Here is a 16,475-nt window from a genome sequence, read left to right on the forward strand (position 1 = left end):
TAGCCACAGCGACTTCTTTAATATATATTAGCACAAAAATATAGCCGCAGCTAGTTTTTGAGTTTCAAAATTTATAAAACTTAACACTTCAATATCTATGGGGTTAAGAGGGCGTATTTCATCTGCTTAGGCACCTGAAAATGGCTTAAATCCCAATTATGCTTAGTTGAGGTTTAAAATTATTGGGACTTAAAAAATTAGGTGCGGTTTTTTTTTACTTAAAAAACAAAATGGAGATAACGGAAATTCTGGGATACATATTTGCCCTTATAGCAGGCTTAGGTATCGGTATAGCAATAGGTAGATACTTATTGCGCAACTTGCTTAAACAGCAGGAAGTTGCAGCTCAAAACAAAGTGAAGAAGATTTTAAAAGATGCAGAAAACAATGCAGAAATCTTAAAAAAGAACAAACTTTTGGAAGCAAAAGAAAAGTTTCTACAATTGAAAGCTGAGCATGAGCAGGAAGTAAATACGAAAAACAATACCATTAATCAGCGTGAAAATACCATTAAGCAGAAAGAGCAGTCGGTAAATCAGCGCATGGAAAACTTCAATAGAAAAGAGCAGGAGCTGGATAAGCAAAAAGGAAACCTGGAAAAGCAGACTGAACTGGCTGTGAAAAAACAGGAAGAAGTTGAAGTACTCAAAAACCAGCACTTAAAACAGCTGGAAACCATTGCCGGACTCTCGGCTGAAGAGGCGAAAGATCAACTGGTAGAAAACCTGAAACAAGAAGCCCGTACGCAGGCCATGATGCAGGTGAAGGACATTGTTGATGAGGCTAAACTAACAGCAAGTAAAGAGGCTAAGAAAGTGGTTATCCAGACTATTCAACGTACAGCAACTGAGGCTGCAATTGAAAACTCAGTTTCTATATTCCACATTGAGAGCGACGAGATTAAAGGACGTGTAATTGGTAGAGAGGGTAGAAATATTCGTGCACTTGAAGCTGCTACCGGAATTGAAATCATTGTTGATGATACACCTGAAGCGATCATTTTATCGGGCTTTGATCCGGTAAGAAGGGAAATTGCCCGTTTGGCCTTACACCGTTTGGTAACAGATGGCCGTATCCACCCGGCTCGTATTGAGGAGATTGTTGCGAAAACCAAAAAGCAGATTGAAGACGAGATTGTGGAAATTGGTGAGCGTACTGTAATTGATTTAGGTATCCACGGTTTGCACCCTGAGCTTATCCGTATGGTAGGACGGATGCGTTACCGTTCATCTTACGGACAAAACCTTTTACATCACTCCCGCGAGGTGGCCAACTTCTGTGCTACAATGGCAGCAGAATTAGGCTTAAATGCTAAAATGGCTAAACGTGCCGGTTTACTACACGATATAGGTAAAGTGCCTGATGACAACCCGGAACTGCCTCACGCAATCTTAGGAATGCAGTTGGCAGAGAAATATAAAGAGCATCCTGAAATTTGCAACGCTATTGGAGCTCACCATGATGAAATCGAAATGACTTCAATGATTTCTCCGATTGTACAAGCTTGTGATGCCATCTCTGGTGCCCGTCCTGGTGCACGTAGAGAGGTAGTGGAAAGTTATATCAAGCGTTTGAAAGATCTGGAAGAACTGGCACTTTCTTACCCTGGTGTTGAAAAAACATTTGCGATACAGGCAGGTAGAGAACTACGTGTGATTGTAGAGAGTGAAAGAATTACAGATGCACAGGCTGAATTACTTGCTGCAGATATTTCAACCCGTATTCAAACGGAAATGACTTATCCAGGTCAGATTAAAGTGACTGTAATCAGGGAAACCCGTTCAGTAGCTTTTGCGAAATAAGATTTTAGTAAAAATGGTATCAGGCGTTGAGCATTGCTCAACGCCTTTTTTATGGAATAAGATTCGGGCTGTTTTTGCCTCAGATTCGCTTGCTTTTTCATAATTTTGCCTTATGAGCAAATCGACCATACAGATTGAACCAAAGCGTCCGGTAGATGTACTTTTTGATAAGTATGCCGAAAGCCACCAGAATCCCACAAACAAATTGGTTCACTGGATTTGCGTTCCGCTTATTGTTTTCAGTTTACTTGGTCTGGTTTGGCAAATTCCATTCCCGCATTTGGGATTTCTGGGAAGCTACAACGGCTATTTTAACTGGGCCTCGTTTCTTTTGGCATTTAGTCTCTATTACTACTATACCCTTTCGCCGGTCTTGTTTTTCTTCATGATCTGGGTCGTAGGATTGATGAGCTACATCATTGTAAAAATAGAACAGGCTGTAGGTTTAGGAAGTGGCACTGCCTATGCTATTTATGCTGTCATTTTCGTTGCTGCATGGGCTGGTCAGTTCATAGGTCATAAAATTGAAGGGAAGAAACCCTCGTTTCTGGATGATGTTAAATTCCTGTTAATTGGTCCGATATGGCTTTTGCACTTCATTTGCAAAAAGACTGGTATTAAATACTAAACCGGCAGCAGCTAACATTAAATTAACATTTAGCTAAACAAAGCTTAATTAACATCTAACATACAGCTAACATTGTGGTAATAGCTTTGCCTAAAATAAAACACAGGCAAATTGGACTTAATCACAATTTTAAAAAAATCGGCATTTACAATGCTGGTTTTATTTCTAAGCATCACTGCTTACGCTCAAACCGGAAAAATCTCTGGTACAGTATCAGATAAAAAAACAGGCGAAACCCTGATTGGTGTTACCGTTAAAATCAAAGGAACAACAAAAGGTGTTTCTACAGATGTTGATGGCCATTACACGCTTCAGGCAATGGCTACAGGTAAGCATACTCTAGAATTTTCTTATGTAGGTTATCAAACCAAAGAGGTTTCAGATGTGGAAGTAAAGGCTCCCGCAGTTACCAATTTAAGTGTTACTCTTGCTGAAGCAGGTGGTCAAAATCTGCAAGAGGTTGTAGTTAAAGCGAGTTTCAAACAGGAGTCAATTAACACTTTATATGCTCAACAGAAAAACAGCGCATTAATTTCTGACGGTATTTCAAGTGAACAAATCAAAAAGTCCCCTGATAGAAATACATCTGATGTTTTAAAACGTGTAAGCGGTGCGACTATTCAAGATAATAAATTTGTGATTGTTCGTGGTTTAAGTGACCGATACAATACCGCTACACTTGATAACTCAACGTTGCCAAGCACAGAGGCGAACAGAAAAGCATTCTCATTTGATATCGTTCCTTCAAATTTGGTAGATAAAATTACCATCAGTAAAACTGCAACGCCAGATTTACCTGCAGATTTTGCTGGTGGTGCGGTACAGATTGTAACCAAGGATATACCTGAACAAAACTTTCTTTCGTTGGGTGTTGGTTATGGATACAATAGCCAGTCAACTTTTCAGGATTTCTTGGGAACAAAGAAAAATGCCTTGGCTTACTTAGGTTATGAAGATGGAGGTAAGCAACTTGCTGAAAACTTTCCAACCCGCGAGGCAGTTGCCGCCGGAACATTATCAAGTGCTAAAAATATCGCCGCTTTAAAATCCTTTCCAGTAGATAACTCTATTAAGAGTACAAGTGCTTTGCCTACTCAAAACTATCAATTCAACCTGGGCAGGGTTAAGAACTATGAAAACGGGAATAAGTTTGGAGCAATGATTTCTGCTACATATAGAAACTCACAAACTATTAATGAAAATATAGAGCGTAATTTCTATATCTATAATTATAACGATAATCAATATAAATTCTCTACCAACTTAGGTGCTCTGGCAAATTTTGCTTACAGCTTTGGCAAGAATAAAATAAGTTTTAAAAATATTTATAATAAAAATTACGATGATAATTATACTGTTCGTACAGGTATAAGGGACGGTAACACCCTAAATCAGTTTTATGCATATGATATTATGCAGAAGTCACTATACAAAGCAACATTAGAAGGTGATCATCAGATTGGAGAAGGTAACAACAAACTAAAGTGGACTGCATCCTATAGCAACATCACGAACAACCAGCCTAACCAGCTAAAGATTAATTATCAGAAAGCCCTATCAGCACAAAATAATCCTTCGGTACCATATCAGGCAAATATTACATCATTAGGTAAAGAAAACACCAGATTGTTTTCTGATTTAAATGAGAATTTATATTCTGGTGAGGTTAACTACAGTACACCGTTTAAATTGTTTGATGCATCTACGACGATGAAAGTTGGTTTAGGTTCACAGTATAGGGAAAGAACTTTCAACGCACGATTTATTGGCGCACAGTTGGAAACCAACGATATTGACTTGCAAACAAAAATAAGGTCATTACCTATTACTGAAATATATTCTCAGTCGCTGATTGAATCCGGTGTATATAAACTTGCAGAGGTTGGAGGCCCGTTGGATGACTACAATGCGAGTTCATTTACAAATTACGGCTATTTGATGCTTGATCAGAAGTTTGGTGAAAATTTCAGGGCAGTATATGGTACCAGAATAGAAAATTATAACGTAAAGTTAATGAACACATTAAGTACCTATGTTGACGATACGCAACTTGATGTACTTCCGTCAGTTAACTTAACCTATAGCCTGACAAAAAAAGCGAATCTGCGTGCCTCGTACTATCGTACACTTGCCAGACCAGAGTTTAGAGAGCTGTCATTAAATTCATATTATGATTATGAGCAGCTGAGTAACATTATCGGTAATCCAGCTTTAAAACGCTCAATCATTGATAACTTCGACTTACGTTATGAAATTTACCCGGAAGCAGGACAGCTTTTCTCAGTCTCAGCATTCTATAAACACTTTACCAATGCTATAGAAACCTATCGCTACGATGTTTTATCAACTGTTGATGTTGCCTTCTTTAATACACCAAAAGCCTATGTTTATGGCCTTGAGTTTGAAGGTAGAAAAAATTTAAACTTCATTAATGACGAGGGATTCTTTAAAAATACTACTGCTTACATCAATTTATCGTTGATCAAATCTAAGGTGACCAATCCAACAGATCAGGATTACATTGATAAAACCCGCCCAATGGTTGGCCAATCACCATACCTGATCAACGCTGGTTTGCAACATAGTGCCCTAGATAATAAATTAAACTTCAACCTCCTTTACAATAAAATCGGAAGAAGAATTGTTCAGGCGGGCGGTATTCGTTTCCCTAGTACCTGGGAAAATCCAAGAGATGTAATTGATTTTCAGGCCAGCTATAAGGTAATCAAATCTAAAGGTGAAGTGAAGTTAAATGTTGGCGATATCCTGAATCAGAGAAATATTATCTATTTCGATTATAACGGTGATAAAAAATATAATGGAAGCATAGGTAACGGAGGTGATGAAACATTTACATCTTACAAAACAGGAAGAAATATTTCGTTATCATTCAGCTACTCTTTCTAGACTTTACAATATGTTAACAGGTAGTTAATCCTGAATAAAAATTAAAAGTATCTCTTTGTAAAAAAATAAAACTAAAAAAATGAAAAACAGATTTTTACTATTCGCTTTGTCGGTAGTTCTATTTTCAACTGCATGTAAGAAAAACGTTATTGTTGAAGGGACCTCTACAGAAACTCCCACTAGTAATACTAACGTTGTAGAAGTAACGGGCGAGATTACTACAAATACTACATGGTCTGCAAGTAAAATTTATTTACTTAAAGGTTTTGTGTTTGTTAGTAACGGCGCAACACTCACTATCGAGCCAGGTACAATTATCAAAGGTGATAAGGCTACAAAAGCTACTTTGATTATTACCCGCGGATCTCAAATTAATGCAACTGGTACTGCAGATAAACCAATTGTGTTCACTTCTGCTTTGGCGGCTGGTGCACGTAGTCAGGGCGACTGGGGTGGTGTAATTCTGTTAGGAAAAGCGCCGGTTAACCAGGGTACTGATGTTAAAATCGAAGGTGGTTTAGTTCAACCAACTGGTAAAGATGAAAAAGCTTATATCTACTATGGCGGAACAACTGCAGCTGATAATTCAGGTACAATGAAATATGTTCGTATCGAGTTTGCAGGTATTGCTTATTCTGTTGATAACGAAATCAACGGTTTAACCCTGGGTGGGGTAGGTAGTGGCACTACTTTAGATTATATTCAGGTATATCGTTCTGGTGATGATGCATTCGAATGGTTTGGTGGTACAGTAAATGCAAAGCATCTATTGGCTATTGGTACATGGGATGATGATTTTGATACTGACTTCGGTTATGCGGGTAATGTTCAGTTTGCTTTAGCTCAACGCGTAGCTACTGTTGCTGATCAATCTCAGTCAAATGGTTTTGAATCAGATAACAATGGAACGGGTACTGATCAAACGCCTAAAACATCTGCTGTTTTTTCAAATGTGACGGTTCTGGGCCCAATCAAAGCTTCTGGAGGCGCATACAATGCCAACTATTATCATGGTGCGCAAATCCGTCGTAATTCGTCAATCAGCATCTTAAACTCAGTTATTTCTGGCTTCCCTATAGGTGTATATGTTGATGATACAAAAGTTGTAACTGCAGGTTCAACTTCTACCAACTTTACTTCAGGTAGCGCTGTATTTGCAAATAACCTGGTTTACGGAAGCAAAACAGATATCAGTGTAAGTACAGCAACAGCTGTTACTGCAGTAACTGACCTTTTGAAATTAACCAGCACTTTTGATGGAAGTAAATATGCGAGTTCATTATTTGTAAATCCGTATATCTATGGTACTGATTTTGCAGCCAGCGGTGCAGCAGGTAAAGCAGACTTTACATTGTTAGCAGGTTCGGCAGCAGCAACAGGTGCAGCTTTCACTAATACAAAAGTGGCAGGTAACTCATTCTTCACTCAAGTAGCTTACAGAGGTGCTTTCGGTACTGATAACTGGGCTGCTGGTTGGGCTGACGTTGATGCTCAGACTTTAGCATATACTACTGCAGGAGTTGTAAAATAATCCTATAAAAACCTTTATAACACAAAACGCCAGAAGCAATTCTGGCGTTTTGTGTTATATAGAATATTTATGAAACTGTCTTGGCAGTTTTGATTTTCTTTCCGGAAGCCTTAGGGGCTTCAACTACTAACGGGCTTTCTACTACTGCAATTTCCTCCACAGTGTCTTCTTTTACAAAGGGAGTAATCGAATCATCTATTGGCTTTAACGAAATTTTCTTAGAAAGTTGTTTCGCAAATTTCTCAATCACTTTATCTGTTTTTTTTGCTTTACCAAACGGGGCAAGAACTTCGTTAAATGCTACTGCTAATTTTGATTCTAATTCTTTACGTGCTTTCTTATTCGCCGAAATATTCTTCGACTTAGTTTTGTGCTTTTTCATTTAACTTTTTTAGGATTTACGCAAAGGTAAATGATCGCAAGATTAAATTAATATTATGATTATGTTAACTGCCTGAAGCGGTGTTAACATCTAAGATATTTATCGTAAATTACTTACTCATGCTTTAACTAAAATACCGGAATATGAACTATCCTGTAATTATTGCCGTGCTCATACTGGTAGCTGCCTTACTCATTTATCTGATCAAAAGGAACGAAAAGGATAAAACGGATTTTGAAGAAGAGGTGCTTGAATCTGAAACGCCTACAGCGAACGATGAAAAGGAAAACCTTTAGAAGGCAGTTCCACTTGAAACTTCACCTCCCAAATCCAATGCATTTTGGAAAGTTTCGAGGTATTGCAAGAGGTGACGTTCAGCGTTAGCATAAGAATTAAACATTGAGGCGGGCTCATACGCATCTGCTTCTGCATTACTTTTATAGAATAAGCTGGTTTGAAATACAAATGTATCCGGATGATTGATAGGAGACATTATTCTGGCCTTAACTGAATGGCCGTGAATTTCAACATAAAACTCTTTTAATATAGAATAGATTATCGCCGACATAGGATTGACATTAAATTGCCATCTAAAGTACCATAAAAATGGCTGCGATTTTTTGCTTAACGATATAGTTACCTATTGATAATGATTATTTAACATTATCGACATTAAGGTTTGGCCTTGGGCTCATAGGCATAAACCACCTCAAACTTGATGTTTTTAAGTTTTGAGGATAGCTGACCGATCTTTAAATCCTGTTTTTGAGGGGTAGGTTCGCAATAAGAATACTTTTTTCCGTTGTATACAATGAAATCACCTATTGGCTTATCGAACTGTACCGCCATTGTAAGGTGTGTTGGATAGAGCAGGGCAACCATAGGCAGGTTGTAGATTTCTTTAACCAGAAAAAAGAATAGTGCAGCACGATCATCGCAGTCGCTGTAAGTATTTCCTAAAGTTTGCTCTGGCGATAAACGTTTTTCTTTTCCAAAGTTTTGATCATCATTTTCGTATAAAAAGGCATACCTGGTAAATCGCATTAAATAATCTACACCCTTTTTTTGATCCATGCCCTTCATGTTTTCTTTCAGGATTGGAACAAGCGAACTGTAAGTTTCTCTGCTTAAAGGGATATTGAAATAACTTTCAAAATCTACACCAGGGTAATTTTTGAAAATGGTTTCCACATCATCGCTTACTTTCAGTTTGAAATGGTAGGTATTATGTTTAAAGTTGAACGCAAGATCTTTTTCTCCGTAACTTTCAGGTTTAAAATCGGGCATGCGCGTTACCTTATAAGAAAAGGCTGCTTTTGCTTCAGGGATTGCGATATTAATAGGTTTATAGCTATCAGCCTGTTTAAATAACTTGCCGTAATCATGATAATTTAGGCAGGTATATTTATGATCGTCTATAATGAAATAGGGTATATCACGTATATCCTCATTATTTCTGACATAAAAAATCACCTGATTATTTCCTACGGCTAACCTGGCATCGTAACCGCATTTGCTCAACAGGAACCACTTATATAACGTGTATCGAAAATAATTCTCTGCCTTCGGACTAATCTGCTCTGCAGTTTTTCTGATGAGCTGATAATAAATCCAGTCGTTTAGTTTGTGCTCTTTTTGATAGCCTTTGAGTTGATTGATCACCTGTAGATAATCGCCGGCTGATATTTTCTGGTAAAAGTTTAACACCCCGCTTTCTGATGCATCGCTACTTATAGCGATACTCACTCCCTCAGGTACATCAAAATTGAAAGTCCCGCCATAGAAATCAAACGAATATTTCTGTGCGGAGACGTTCATACACATCGTTACTAAGCAGATGAATAAACTCCGTTTGACAAAAAATATGTTTAATCCAATTTTCAATGTCTTTAATATTTGGTTATATTAAATTTACATATACTTAACGTAAAAGCAACAATTTTTTTATGTTAACAACCAGCCAGATACTTTACCTTGAATTAATAAGAAGTTCAGTATTTTAATAAAAAGAGAAAATTTAAATATTTAATTGTTGTTTCTTAAAAAGAAAGTGCTAATTTTGTAACTGCAAGGGGTGAGAGCCTTGCATCACAATCATAAAGATTGAGAGCGTTAATTTAGATAAAGGTTACAACAGCGATTGTTGTAACCTTTTTTTATTTTGTCACTTGCGCAAAATCAATTGCTCAGCAACATCCAAAAAAGATAGTATTTATAATCCTGGCTTAACCTGTTCTTAATACAATACTTTCATATTTGTGCCATAAATATTTGGTTAGTATTTATAAAGTTTAGGTTAGTTGATAACAAAAATACCCGGATGGATGTCCGGGTATTTTTATTTTAGGCCTATAAGTTCTTTCCAAGTTTTTCCAGCATCTCAGGTGGAATATTGTGTGTGTCAACCACGAGAAATCCATCCAGACAATCAGAAAATTTCGGGTCGATGTTGAACGAAATGATTTTGGCATTCAGGTTCATGTATTGTCTGAGCAATACAGGAATTTTAATATGAGAATTTTCGATATCTCCAATAATGCTATCCAGATCCTTAAACGATTCACTACTATCTACCAATGTATCTGTAGAGATTGGTAGAAGGTCTGCTTTGAATTTATTTCTGGGCTTCACATATTTTGCCATTTCGTAATCGAAGTGGTTTTTGGTAATGTAATCTACAATAAGTGCTTTGCTGAATTTTGAAAAATTATTGCTAATGCTCACCGGGCCAAACATGAAGCGGTATTGTGGATTATCGATCAGGTATTTTAAAATCCCTTTCCACAACAAAAAAAGCGGTAGTGGTTTTCCCTGATATTCTTTTCTGATCCAAGATCTGCCCAATTCAATTCCCTGTCTGAGCATCGGATAAAACTGATCCTTCATTTTAAACAGCTCGGAAAGATAAAAACCACGGCGACCCATGCTTTCCAAAATCTCGTCGCCTTTACCAATGCGATAAGCACCTACAATATTCTCCAGGTCCTTATCCCAGATAAATAAATGATTATAATAAATGTCGTAGTTATCAAGGTCGATTTTTTTATTTGTCCCTTCTCCAACTTCACGGAAAGTAATTTCACGCAAGCGACCAATTTCCCTTAAAATATTGGGTATTTTTAGGGTAGGGACAATGTAAACCTCATAGTTTTTTTCAGACCATACCCTGAAATCTTCGAGTGTGCTTACCTCGTCTTTAATTAAAATCCTCGAAGTTTCCTCAATTACTTCAACTGGTTTTTTCTTGATTTTGAAAAGCTTTAGCGGATTGAATAATTTCTTTTCCTGATCCAGGCCTACCCCTAAAGCATAAGTTCGCGCACGGAGAAAATCCATTAACTTGTTGCTGCTATTCATGTGCGATACCTCTGCAGGGGCAATCGGTTTTCCAACCCTCACTTTAATAGCGAGACCCTGTTTATTCAAAAATTCTGAAGGAAGTTTTGCTGTGCGTAAAGTAGGGTGAATAAAACTTAATATATTAAACAGTACGCCGTTATTTCCGTGGAAATATATAGGTACAACAGGAACCTTTGCCTTAGCAATCAGTTTCCCTACAACAGGATGCCACATCCTGTCAGTAACCTGCTGGGCATCGAGCTTAAAAGTAGAAACTTCACCCGCGGGAAAAATTCCAATAGGTGTACCGTTTCTGAGTAAATCGAATGTTGTTTTTAGTCCGCTGATGCTCGACGAATGCTGAACGTTTTCAAAAGGGTTAACGGCAACAAAAAACTCATCAAGATTCGGGATTTTTTTCAAAATGAAGTTAACCATCACTTTTGCGTCGGGCCTCACTGTACATAAGAGCTTCACCAAAGCCAGGCCTTCAACCCCTCCGTAAGGGTGATTGGCAATGGCGATAAAAGGGCCGGTTTTAGGAATACTATTCAGATCGTCCTCATCAAACTCTATAGAAACCCCGATGGTTTCTAGAATCTTATCTACAAATTCCAATCCTTTAAAGTGTTGATTCTGAGCGAAAACATCATTGATGTCGTTAAGCTTCATAATCTCCATTAATAAGCCTGCTAAACCCGGTACCCCTAGCTTATCGATCTTAGTTGCCTTGGCAAACTCAGACGTCGTGATGATCTTCATATAAAATTCTTAGTAGTTGATATTGCAGAACCGAATGAGTTTTGCAATCCCAAAAATAAGATTTAAATTTATAATAAACATGTCATATCGAATATGAGGGTTTGGCTCAACAAATATTTTGGATTTAGTAAGAGTGAATTTAATGGCTTATTGCTGCTGGTTTTAATCATCGCCGCATTAAAAGCTGTGCCTTTTTTTTACGGCTTTATTAAAGTTGAAGAAAATGATAGTGAAGCATTATTATCTCAATTAGCCAAAATTGAAATCACAGACAATGAACTCCGTGTGCATAAAGCAAAACGATTTGCGCCTACCTTTAATAAGAAAAGTAAACTTTTTAAGTTTGATCCAAACCAATTGAATGCTGATCGATGGCAAATGCTGGGTTTATCCCCAAAGCAGGCACAAGCCGTTATCAATTACGTATCTAAGGGTGGTAAATTCCGTAAGGCAGAAGATTTACGGAAAATGTACACCATATCGCCAGATCTGTACCAGAAATTGTTACCCTTTGTTGTGATAGACCCACGGTATAGCAGTAATCCACGGAATGACTTTACTTACGTAAAAAAGGAAGTTGCTAAAAAGCCGGCAGTAATAATTGATGTCAATCACGCAGATTCAGCTGAATTGGAGGAGATAAAAGGAATAGGGCCTGCTCTAGCACGCCGCATATCAAGATACAGGGATCGCCTTGGCGGCTTTTATAGAAAAGAACAGCTTCTGGACGTATACGGACTTGATTCTAACCGTTATAATGAAATCAAAGACCAGGTTAAACTGGGACCAGCAGTTTATAAAACGGTTAACCTGAATACAGCACAGTTTGAAGATATGAAGCGTATCCCGTATCTTACCCTTAAACAAATGAATGCCATCATACAGTATCGTAAGCAACACGGAAATTACGTTACAGCAGCAGATTTGAAAAAAATTGTAATTTTGAATCAGGAATTGATTGATCGGATATCGCCTTACCTTTCGTTCTGAACAACCTCTCTAAAATTACCTGATATCCCGGGTCCAACCCGCCTTTTACCCGCATTATTGCCACCTTTTCTCCACCTATGCCTGTGTACCACAGTATACATAGCCCGTGAGTGCATACAACACCCCCGGTAATCATCGACCCTAAATTTCATTATCTGTCTCAATGGATTCACAGCTTAAACTTCACTTTACCTCAAAAAAAATCATTCGAAATTTTTATTCACTTATGCGCTGGAGGTTGATGGTTCTGTTTTATTGAACCAAATACCATTTCATTCTGCGAATACACAAATATTTTATGGTAATTAACTATGAAATAAATGTTTATAATTGCTGCCACTAACTTATAAATATAAATCTGATGAGCCTTAGCTTTAATTTTTCTGTAACAGAAACTCAGCAAAATGTAAGGGCTATGGTCCGCGATTTTGCTGCGAAAAATATCCGTCCAAATATAATGGAATGGGATGAAGCACAGCATTTTCCCATAGAGTTGTTTAAGCAATTGGGAGAATTGGGTTTAATGGGCGTTTTGGTGCCTGAAGAATATGGTGGCTCTGGTTTGGGCTATCAGGAATACGTTGATGTAATCGTGGAAGTGGCCCGGGTTTGTGGGTCAATCGGCTTATCGCTTGCTGCCCATAATTCACTTTGCACCGGCCACATCCTGGCTTTTGCAAACGAAGAGCAGAAACAGCGATGGCTGCCAAAATTGGCCTCAGCAGAATGGATTGGCGCATGGGGCTTAACCGAAGCAAATACAGGTTCCGATGCTTTAAGGATGATGACCACCGCAGTAGAGGATGGTGATGAGTATATTATCAACGGCGCTAAAAACTGGATCACCCATGGCAAAAGTGGCGATATCGCGGTAGTAATGGTGAGGACGGGAGAGCAGGGAAGTGCTAAAGGAATTTCAGCCATTGTAGTAGAGCGGGGTACTCCGGGTTTTTCGGCAGGTAAAAAGGAAAACAAACTCGGGATGCGGGCATCTGAAACTACCGAAATGATTTTCGATAATTGCCGGGTTCCTAAAACAAATCTCCTGGGCAACTTGGGTGAAGGTTTTAAACAGGCAATGAAAGTTTTGGATGGTGGGAGAATTTCGATAGCCGCCCTGGCACTTGGCATTGCCAAAGGAGCTTTTGATGCCGCTGTAGATTATTCGAAAACACGGCACCAGTTTGGAAAACCAATATCAGGTTTTCAGGCCATCAGCTTCAAACTTGCGGATATGGCTACAGAAATTGAAGCCGCTGAACTCCTCATCCGTCAGGCCGCAGATTTGAAAAACAGACACCTGCCCATGACTAAAGAATCGGCGATGGCGAAATATTTTGCCTCGGAGGTATCGGTTAAGGTAGCAACTGAGGCCGTTCAGATATTTGGCGGTTATGGCTATACCAAAGACTTTCCGGTAGAGAAATTTTACCGCGACAGTAAACTTTGTACAATAGGGGAAGGTACATCTGAAATTCAGAAGATTGTAATTGCCCGGGAAATACTAGGTTAATATCTGCCCTGGGGCTTCTAAGCCAGTCAGTATGATATACAGGAAACAACAAACCAAATATATTATGAGTAATCCGGATGGTTTAACTACCTCCGGATTTTTTCTTTTAAAAATGTTTCTCATTTTCAATTATTTGCTTACATTTGCAGCCCGTTAACACGGTAGAAATTTAAAAAACACGAGAGGAGGTATTTCAGCGTTATGATCATTATCAACATTAAAGACGGCGAATCATTAGATAAAGCCCTAAAACGTTTCAAAAAGAAATTTGAAAAAACAGGTGTATTGAGAGAACTACGTAGCCGTCAGGCATACGAGAAGAAATCCGTTACTCGTCGTACTGAAATTAAACATGCTGTTTACATTCAGAACATGAATCAAGATACAACTTCATAGTTTGTTCAAGATATATACATTAAAGTCCTTCTGGTAACCGGAAGGACTTTTTTGTTTTATGCTGTTTTTTAAAATGCAGTAAACAATAAACTAATGATTTCTTTATGTCAAAACTATTTGTAACTTCATATTACACCTAGCAGGAGATACTGAATGTTATTAAAAAGCTTTTTTACCTATTTAATTCACGAAAAGCGATACTCCGCCCATACCGTTGCCTCTTATCAAACGGATTTGAGTCAGTTTGGTGAATATATTCAGTCAGAATTTGAATTAGAGTTTCTCGCAGTCAAATACACTCACTTGCGAAGCTATATGGTGCATTTGATGGAAAAAGATTCTTCCGAAAGCACCATCAACAGAAAAATTTCTGCCCTTCGAAGCTTTTATAAATTTTTATTAAGGGAAGGGAAGCTTGAGCAGAATCCTGCCGCATTAATCAAAGCCCCTAAAATACCTAAACGTTTGCCCGTTTTTCTGGAGGCACAAAAGATGGATATCCTCCTGGATTCTGAAGTTTTTTTCAATGATAGTTTTGAATCCAAACGGGATCACCTGGTATTAGAGCTGCTTTTCGGAACCGGAATGCGGTTGTCAGAACTGATCCAGTTGAAAGATCAGGATATCGATAGTTATTCAGCAACAATTAAAGTACTGGGTAAAAGAAATAAGGAAAGAATTATTCCGGTAAATAAACAGCTTATAAATCAGCTTAATAACTATATCGATTTAAAAAAGTTGCAGAATTTTAATAACAATTTGCTTAACTTAATCGTTAGCAATACAGGTGCAGCGGCATACCCGAAATTAATATACCGCATCGTTACCTCATACCTAAACCATATATCTACCCATGACAAGAAAAGCCCTCATGTATTAAGGCATAGTTATGCTACCAGCTTATTGAATGCAGGAGCAGATTTAAATGCAATAAAAGAACTTTTGGGGCATGCAAGCCTGGCTGCTACTCAGATATACACGCATAACTCGATTGAAAGATTAAAAACAATTTATAAACAAGCCCATCCAAAGGCGTAAAAAAAGGAGGAAAAATGAAAATCGGAGTTCAATCAATCCACTTCAGTGCAGACAGTAAGTTGTTAGACTTTATTCAGAAGAAAGCCAACAAGCTTGATCAGTTTTTCGACCAGATCATTAGCGGTGAAGTGTATTTAAAATTAGAGAACGTAGAAGATGAGGCCAATAAAATTAGTGAGATCAAACTCATTGTGCCGGGTGGAACACTGTTTGCTAAAGAACAATGTAAGTCATTCGAAGAGGCTACCGATCTTGCAATCGAGTCGTTAAGAAAGCAGATTACTAAACATAAAGATAAAACACGCGCAAAATTAAGTGAACATAAAGCAATTTTAAGCGAAAGCGAAGCGTCTGATTATTAAGTGAGTATTCAGATAATCGTTAAAAACAGAGATAGCGAACTAAAAAAGTTCGCTATTTTTTTTCAAAATAATTTTGAAGTGAAATATAAGTGTGTATATTTGCATTCCCTTTCGGAAAGGGCGTTAAGCCACGAAGAAAAAGGGTAGTTCTTTAAAAAGATAAACTTTTAAAAAAAACACGTTAATTGTATGAAAAATGAAGATTTTTCGTATCATTGCAGGAAATTAAAAGCCTCCTTAGCTCAGCTGGTAGAGCAACTGACTTGTAATCAGTAGGTCATTGGTTCGATTCCGATAGGAGGCTCTTTTTATGTTAAAGTGTTAACATTTTAAGATAAAGTTGGGGAGATTCCAGAGCGGCCAAATGGGACAGACTGTAACTCTGTTATCGCAAGATTTCGAAGGTTCGAATCCTTCTCTCCCCACTAAATCTAATGAATGAGTGAGCAGGAAAATGAGTGAGTGTTAGCATTCTTCATTCAATAATCAATCTTCTTCATTCGGTAAAAGCGGAAGTAGCTCAGTTGGTAGAGCGATAGCCTTCCAAGCTATAGGTCGCGAGTTCGAACCTCGTCTTCCGCTCATTGTGGGTTCATTAGTGAATTTGTTCATTGGTTTTTAGCTGATGAACTCATTACAACTGAACTAATGAGCTTTAACAAAAGCCGAAGTAGCTCAGCGGTAGAGCACTTCCTTGGTAAGGAAGAGGTCGTGGGTTCAAGTCCCATCTTTGGCTCAGGTATAATAAAGCTTTGTTAAATCTGTTAGATATACAGAAGAAACAAAGTTTTTTGTGTTGAAATAACAAAAAATAAAATAATAAAA

General features: G+C 37.9%; 14 protein-coding genes and 4 tRNA genes. 14 read left to right on the forward strand and 4 right to left on the reverse strand.

Going from position 1 to position 16,475, the window contains the following annotated elements; translation table 11 throughout:
* Positions 1 to 230: 230 nt before the first annotated feature.
* The 4 genes from rny to R2Q80_RS01895 all read left to right on the forward strand — a co-directional run bounded on the left by rny (position 231) and on the right by R2Q80_RS01895 (position 6,868).
* On the forward strand, positions 231 to 1,802 hold the full coding sequence (rny, locus tag R2Q80_RS01880; RefSeq protein ID WP_316797960.1) for a ribonuclease Y: 1,572 nt from the start codon (positions 231 to 233) through the stop codon (positions 1,800 to 1,802).
* Positions 1,803 to 1,914: 112 nt separating this feature from the next.
* A complete protein-coding gene (locus R2Q80_RS01885) occupies positions 1,915 to 2,430 on the forward strand; it encodes a DUF962 domain-containing protein (RefSeq protein WP_316797961.1) in 516 nt (171 codons plus the stop codon).
* A gap of 111 nt (positions 2,431 to 2,541) precedes the next feature.
* Entirely contained in the window at positions 2,542 to 5,337 is a 2,796-nt protein-coding gene (locus R2Q80_RS01890) for a TonB-dependent receptor (protein WP_316797962.1), read from the forward strand.
* A 79-nt stretch (positions 5,338 to 5,416) separates the two neighbouring features.
* On the forward strand, positions 5,417 to 6,868 hold the full coding sequence (locus R2Q80_RS01895; protein ID WP_316797963.1) for a hypothetical protein: 1,452 nt from the start codon (positions 5,417 to 5,419) through the stop codon (positions 6,866 to 6,868).
* 67 nt (positions 6,869 to 6,935) lie between these two features.
* Here R2Q80_RS01895 and R2Q80_RS01900 read toward each other — a convergent pair whose 3' ends face one another.
* Entirely contained in the window at positions 6,936 to 7,250 is a 315-nt protein-coding gene (locus R2Q80_RS01900) for a hypothetical protein (protein ID WP_316797964.1), read from the reverse strand.
* Positions 7,251 to 7,393: 143 nt separating this feature from the next.
* Between R2Q80_RS01900 and R2Q80_RS01905 the strand changes: the two genes are divergently transcribed.
* Complete coding sequence (locus R2Q80_RS01905) at positions 7,394 to 7,546, forward strand: hypothetical protein (RefSeq protein WP_316797965.1); 153 nt, start codon at positions 7,394 to 7,396, stop codon at positions 7,544 to 7,546.
* Here the strand turns inward: R2Q80_RS01905 and R2Q80_RS01910 are convergent.
* The 3 genes from R2Q80_RS01910 to R2Q80_RS01920 all read right to left on the reverse strand — a co-directional run bounded on the left by R2Q80_RS01910 (position 7,543) and on the right by R2Q80_RS01920 (position 11,351).
* Positions 7,543 to 7,818 carry a hypothetical protein gene (locus R2Q80_RS01910; protein WP_316797966.1) on the reverse strand — a complete coding sequence of 92 codons (276 nt, stop codon included), beginning with the start codon at positions 7,816 to 7,818 and terminating at the stop codon, positions 7,543 to 7,545. The two genes, R2Q80_RS01905 and R2Q80_RS01910, sit on opposite strands and share 4 nt — an antisense overlap.
* Before the next feature lie 104 nt (positions 7,819 to 7,922).
* Positions 7,923 to 9,068 (reverse strand): hypothetical protein, encoded by a 1,146-nt coding sequence (locus R2Q80_RS01915; protein ID WP_316797967.1) that lies wholly within the window; start codon positions 9,066 to 9,068, stop codon positions 7,923 to 7,925.
* A 531-nt stretch (positions 9,069 to 9,599) separates the two neighbouring features.
* Positions 9,600 to 11,351 carry a lysophospholipid acyltransferase family protein gene (locus R2Q80_RS01920; protein ID WP_316797968.1) on the reverse strand — a complete coding sequence of 584 codons (1,752 nt, stop codon included), beginning with the start codon at positions 11,349 to 11,351 and terminating at the stop codon, positions 9,600 to 9,602.
* Positions 11,352 to 11,444: 93 nt separating this feature from the next.
* Here R2Q80_RS01920 and R2Q80_RS01925 point away from each other — a divergent pair, with 93 nt between their 5' ends.
* The 9 genes from R2Q80_RS01925 to R2Q80_RS01965 all read left to right on the forward strand — a co-directional run bounded on the left by R2Q80_RS01925 (position 11,445) and on the right by R2Q80_RS01965 (position 16,386).
* A complete protein-coding gene (locus R2Q80_RS01925; protein ID WP_316797969.1) occupies positions 11,445 to 12,341 on the forward strand; it encodes a ComEA family DNA-binding protein in 897 nt (298 codons plus the stop codon).
* Positions 12,342 to 12,702: 361 nt separating this feature from the next.
* Positions 12,703 to 13,854: an acyl-CoA dehydrogenase family protein gene (locus R2Q80_RS01930; protein ID WP_316797970.1), complete on the forward strand. Its 1,152-nt coding sequence runs from the start codon at positions 12,703 to 12,705 to the stop codon at positions 13,852 to 13,854.
* Positions 13,855 to 14,055: 201 nt separating this feature from the next.
* Positions 14,056 to 14,250 carry a 30S ribosomal protein S21 gene (gene rpsU / locus R2Q80_RS01935; RefSeq protein WP_039481995.1) on the forward strand — a complete coding sequence of 65 codons (195 nt, stop codon included), beginning with the start codon at positions 14,056 to 14,058 and terminating at the stop codon, positions 14,248 to 14,250.
* Between the two features lie 153 nt (positions 14,251 to 14,403).
* Entirely contained in the window at positions 14,404 to 15,288 is an 885-nt protein-coding gene (locus R2Q80_RS01940; RefSeq protein ID WP_316797971.1) for a tyrosine-type recombinase/integrase, read from the forward strand.
* A gap of 14 nt (positions 15,289 to 15,302) precedes the next feature.
* A complete protein-coding gene (gene hpf / locus R2Q80_RS01945) occupies positions 15,303 to 15,650 on the forward strand; it encodes a ribosome hibernation-promoting factor, HPF/YfiA family (protein ID WP_047798117.1) in 348 nt (115 codons plus the stop codon).
* A 231-nt stretch (positions 15,651 to 15,881) separates the two neighbouring features.
* Positions 15,882 to 15,954 (forward strand) — tRNA-Thr (locus tag R2Q80_RS01950).
* Between the two features lie 38 nt (positions 15,955 to 15,992).
* Positions 15,993 to 16,075, forward strand: a tRNA-Tyr gene (locus tag R2Q80_RS01955).
* Between the two features lie 84 nt (positions 16,076 to 16,159).
* Positions 16,160 to 16,232: transfer RNA gene (locus R2Q80_RS01960), tRNA-Gly, on the forward strand.
* A gap of 82 nt (positions 16,233 to 16,314) precedes the next feature.
* A tRNA-Thr gene (locus R2Q80_RS01965) sits at positions 16,315 to 16,386 on the forward strand.
* Positions 16,387 to 16,475 lie beyond the last annotated feature (89 nt).

Source organism: Pedobacter frigidisoli (assembly GCF_032678525.1).
Classification (GTDB): domain Bacteria; phylum Bacteroidota; class Bacteroidia; order Sphingobacteriales; family Sphingobacteriaceae; genus Pedobacter; species Pedobacter frigidisoli_A.

Bases quoted from the DNA above. Each gene is read 5' to 3' on its own strand.
- rpsU (WP_039481995.1), top strand. From the start codon at position 14,056: ATGATCATTATCAACATTAAAGACGGCGAATCATTAGATAAAGCCCTA.
- hpf (WP_047798117.1), top strand. From the start codon at position 15,303: ATGAAAATCGGAGTTCAATCAATCCACTTCAGTGCAGACAGTAAGTTG.
- rny (WP_316797960.1), top strand. From the start codon at position 231: ATGGAGATAACGGAAATTCTGGGATACATATTTGCCCTTATAGCAGGC.
- R2Q80_RS01930 (WP_316797970.1), top strand. From the start codon at position 12,703: ATGAGCCTTAGCTTTAATTTTTCTGTAACAGAAACTCAGCAAAATGTA.
- R2Q80_RS01900 (WP_316797964.1), bottom strand. From the start codon at position 7,250: ATGAAAAAGCACAAAACTAAGTCGAAGAATATTTCGGCGAATAAGAAA.
- R2Q80_RS01925 (WP_316797969.1), top strand. From the start codon at position 11,445: ATGAGGGTTTGGCTCAACAAATATTTTGGATTTAGTAAGAGTGAATTT.
- R2Q80_RS01910 (WP_316797966.1), bottom strand. From the start codon at position 7,818: ATGTCGGCGATAATCTATTCTATATTAAAAGAGTTTTATGTTGAAATT.
- R2Q80_RS01940 (WP_316797971.1), top strand. From the start codon at position 14,404: ATGTTATTAAAAAGCTTTTTTACCTATTTAATTCACGAAAAGCGATAC.
- R2Q80_RS01895 (WP_316797963.1), top strand. From the start codon at position 5,417: ATGAAAAACAGATTTTTACTATTCGCTTTGTCGGTAGTTCTATTTTCA.
- R2Q80_RS01885 (WP_316797961.1), top strand. From the start codon at position 1,915: ATGAGCAAATCGACCATACAGATTGAACCAAAGCGTCCGGTAGATGTA.
- R2Q80_RS01915 (WP_316797967.1), bottom strand. From the start codon at position 9,068: ATGAACGTCTCCGCACAGAAATATTCGTTTGATTTCTATGGCGGGACT.
- R2Q80_RS01920 (WP_316797968.1), bottom strand. From the start codon at position 11,351: ATGAAGATCATCACGACGTCTGAGTTTGCCAAGGCAACTAAGATCGAT.
- R2Q80_RS01905 (WP_316797965.1), top strand. From the start codon at position 7,394: ATGAACTATCCTGTAATTATTGCCGTGCTCATACTGGTAGCTGCCTTA.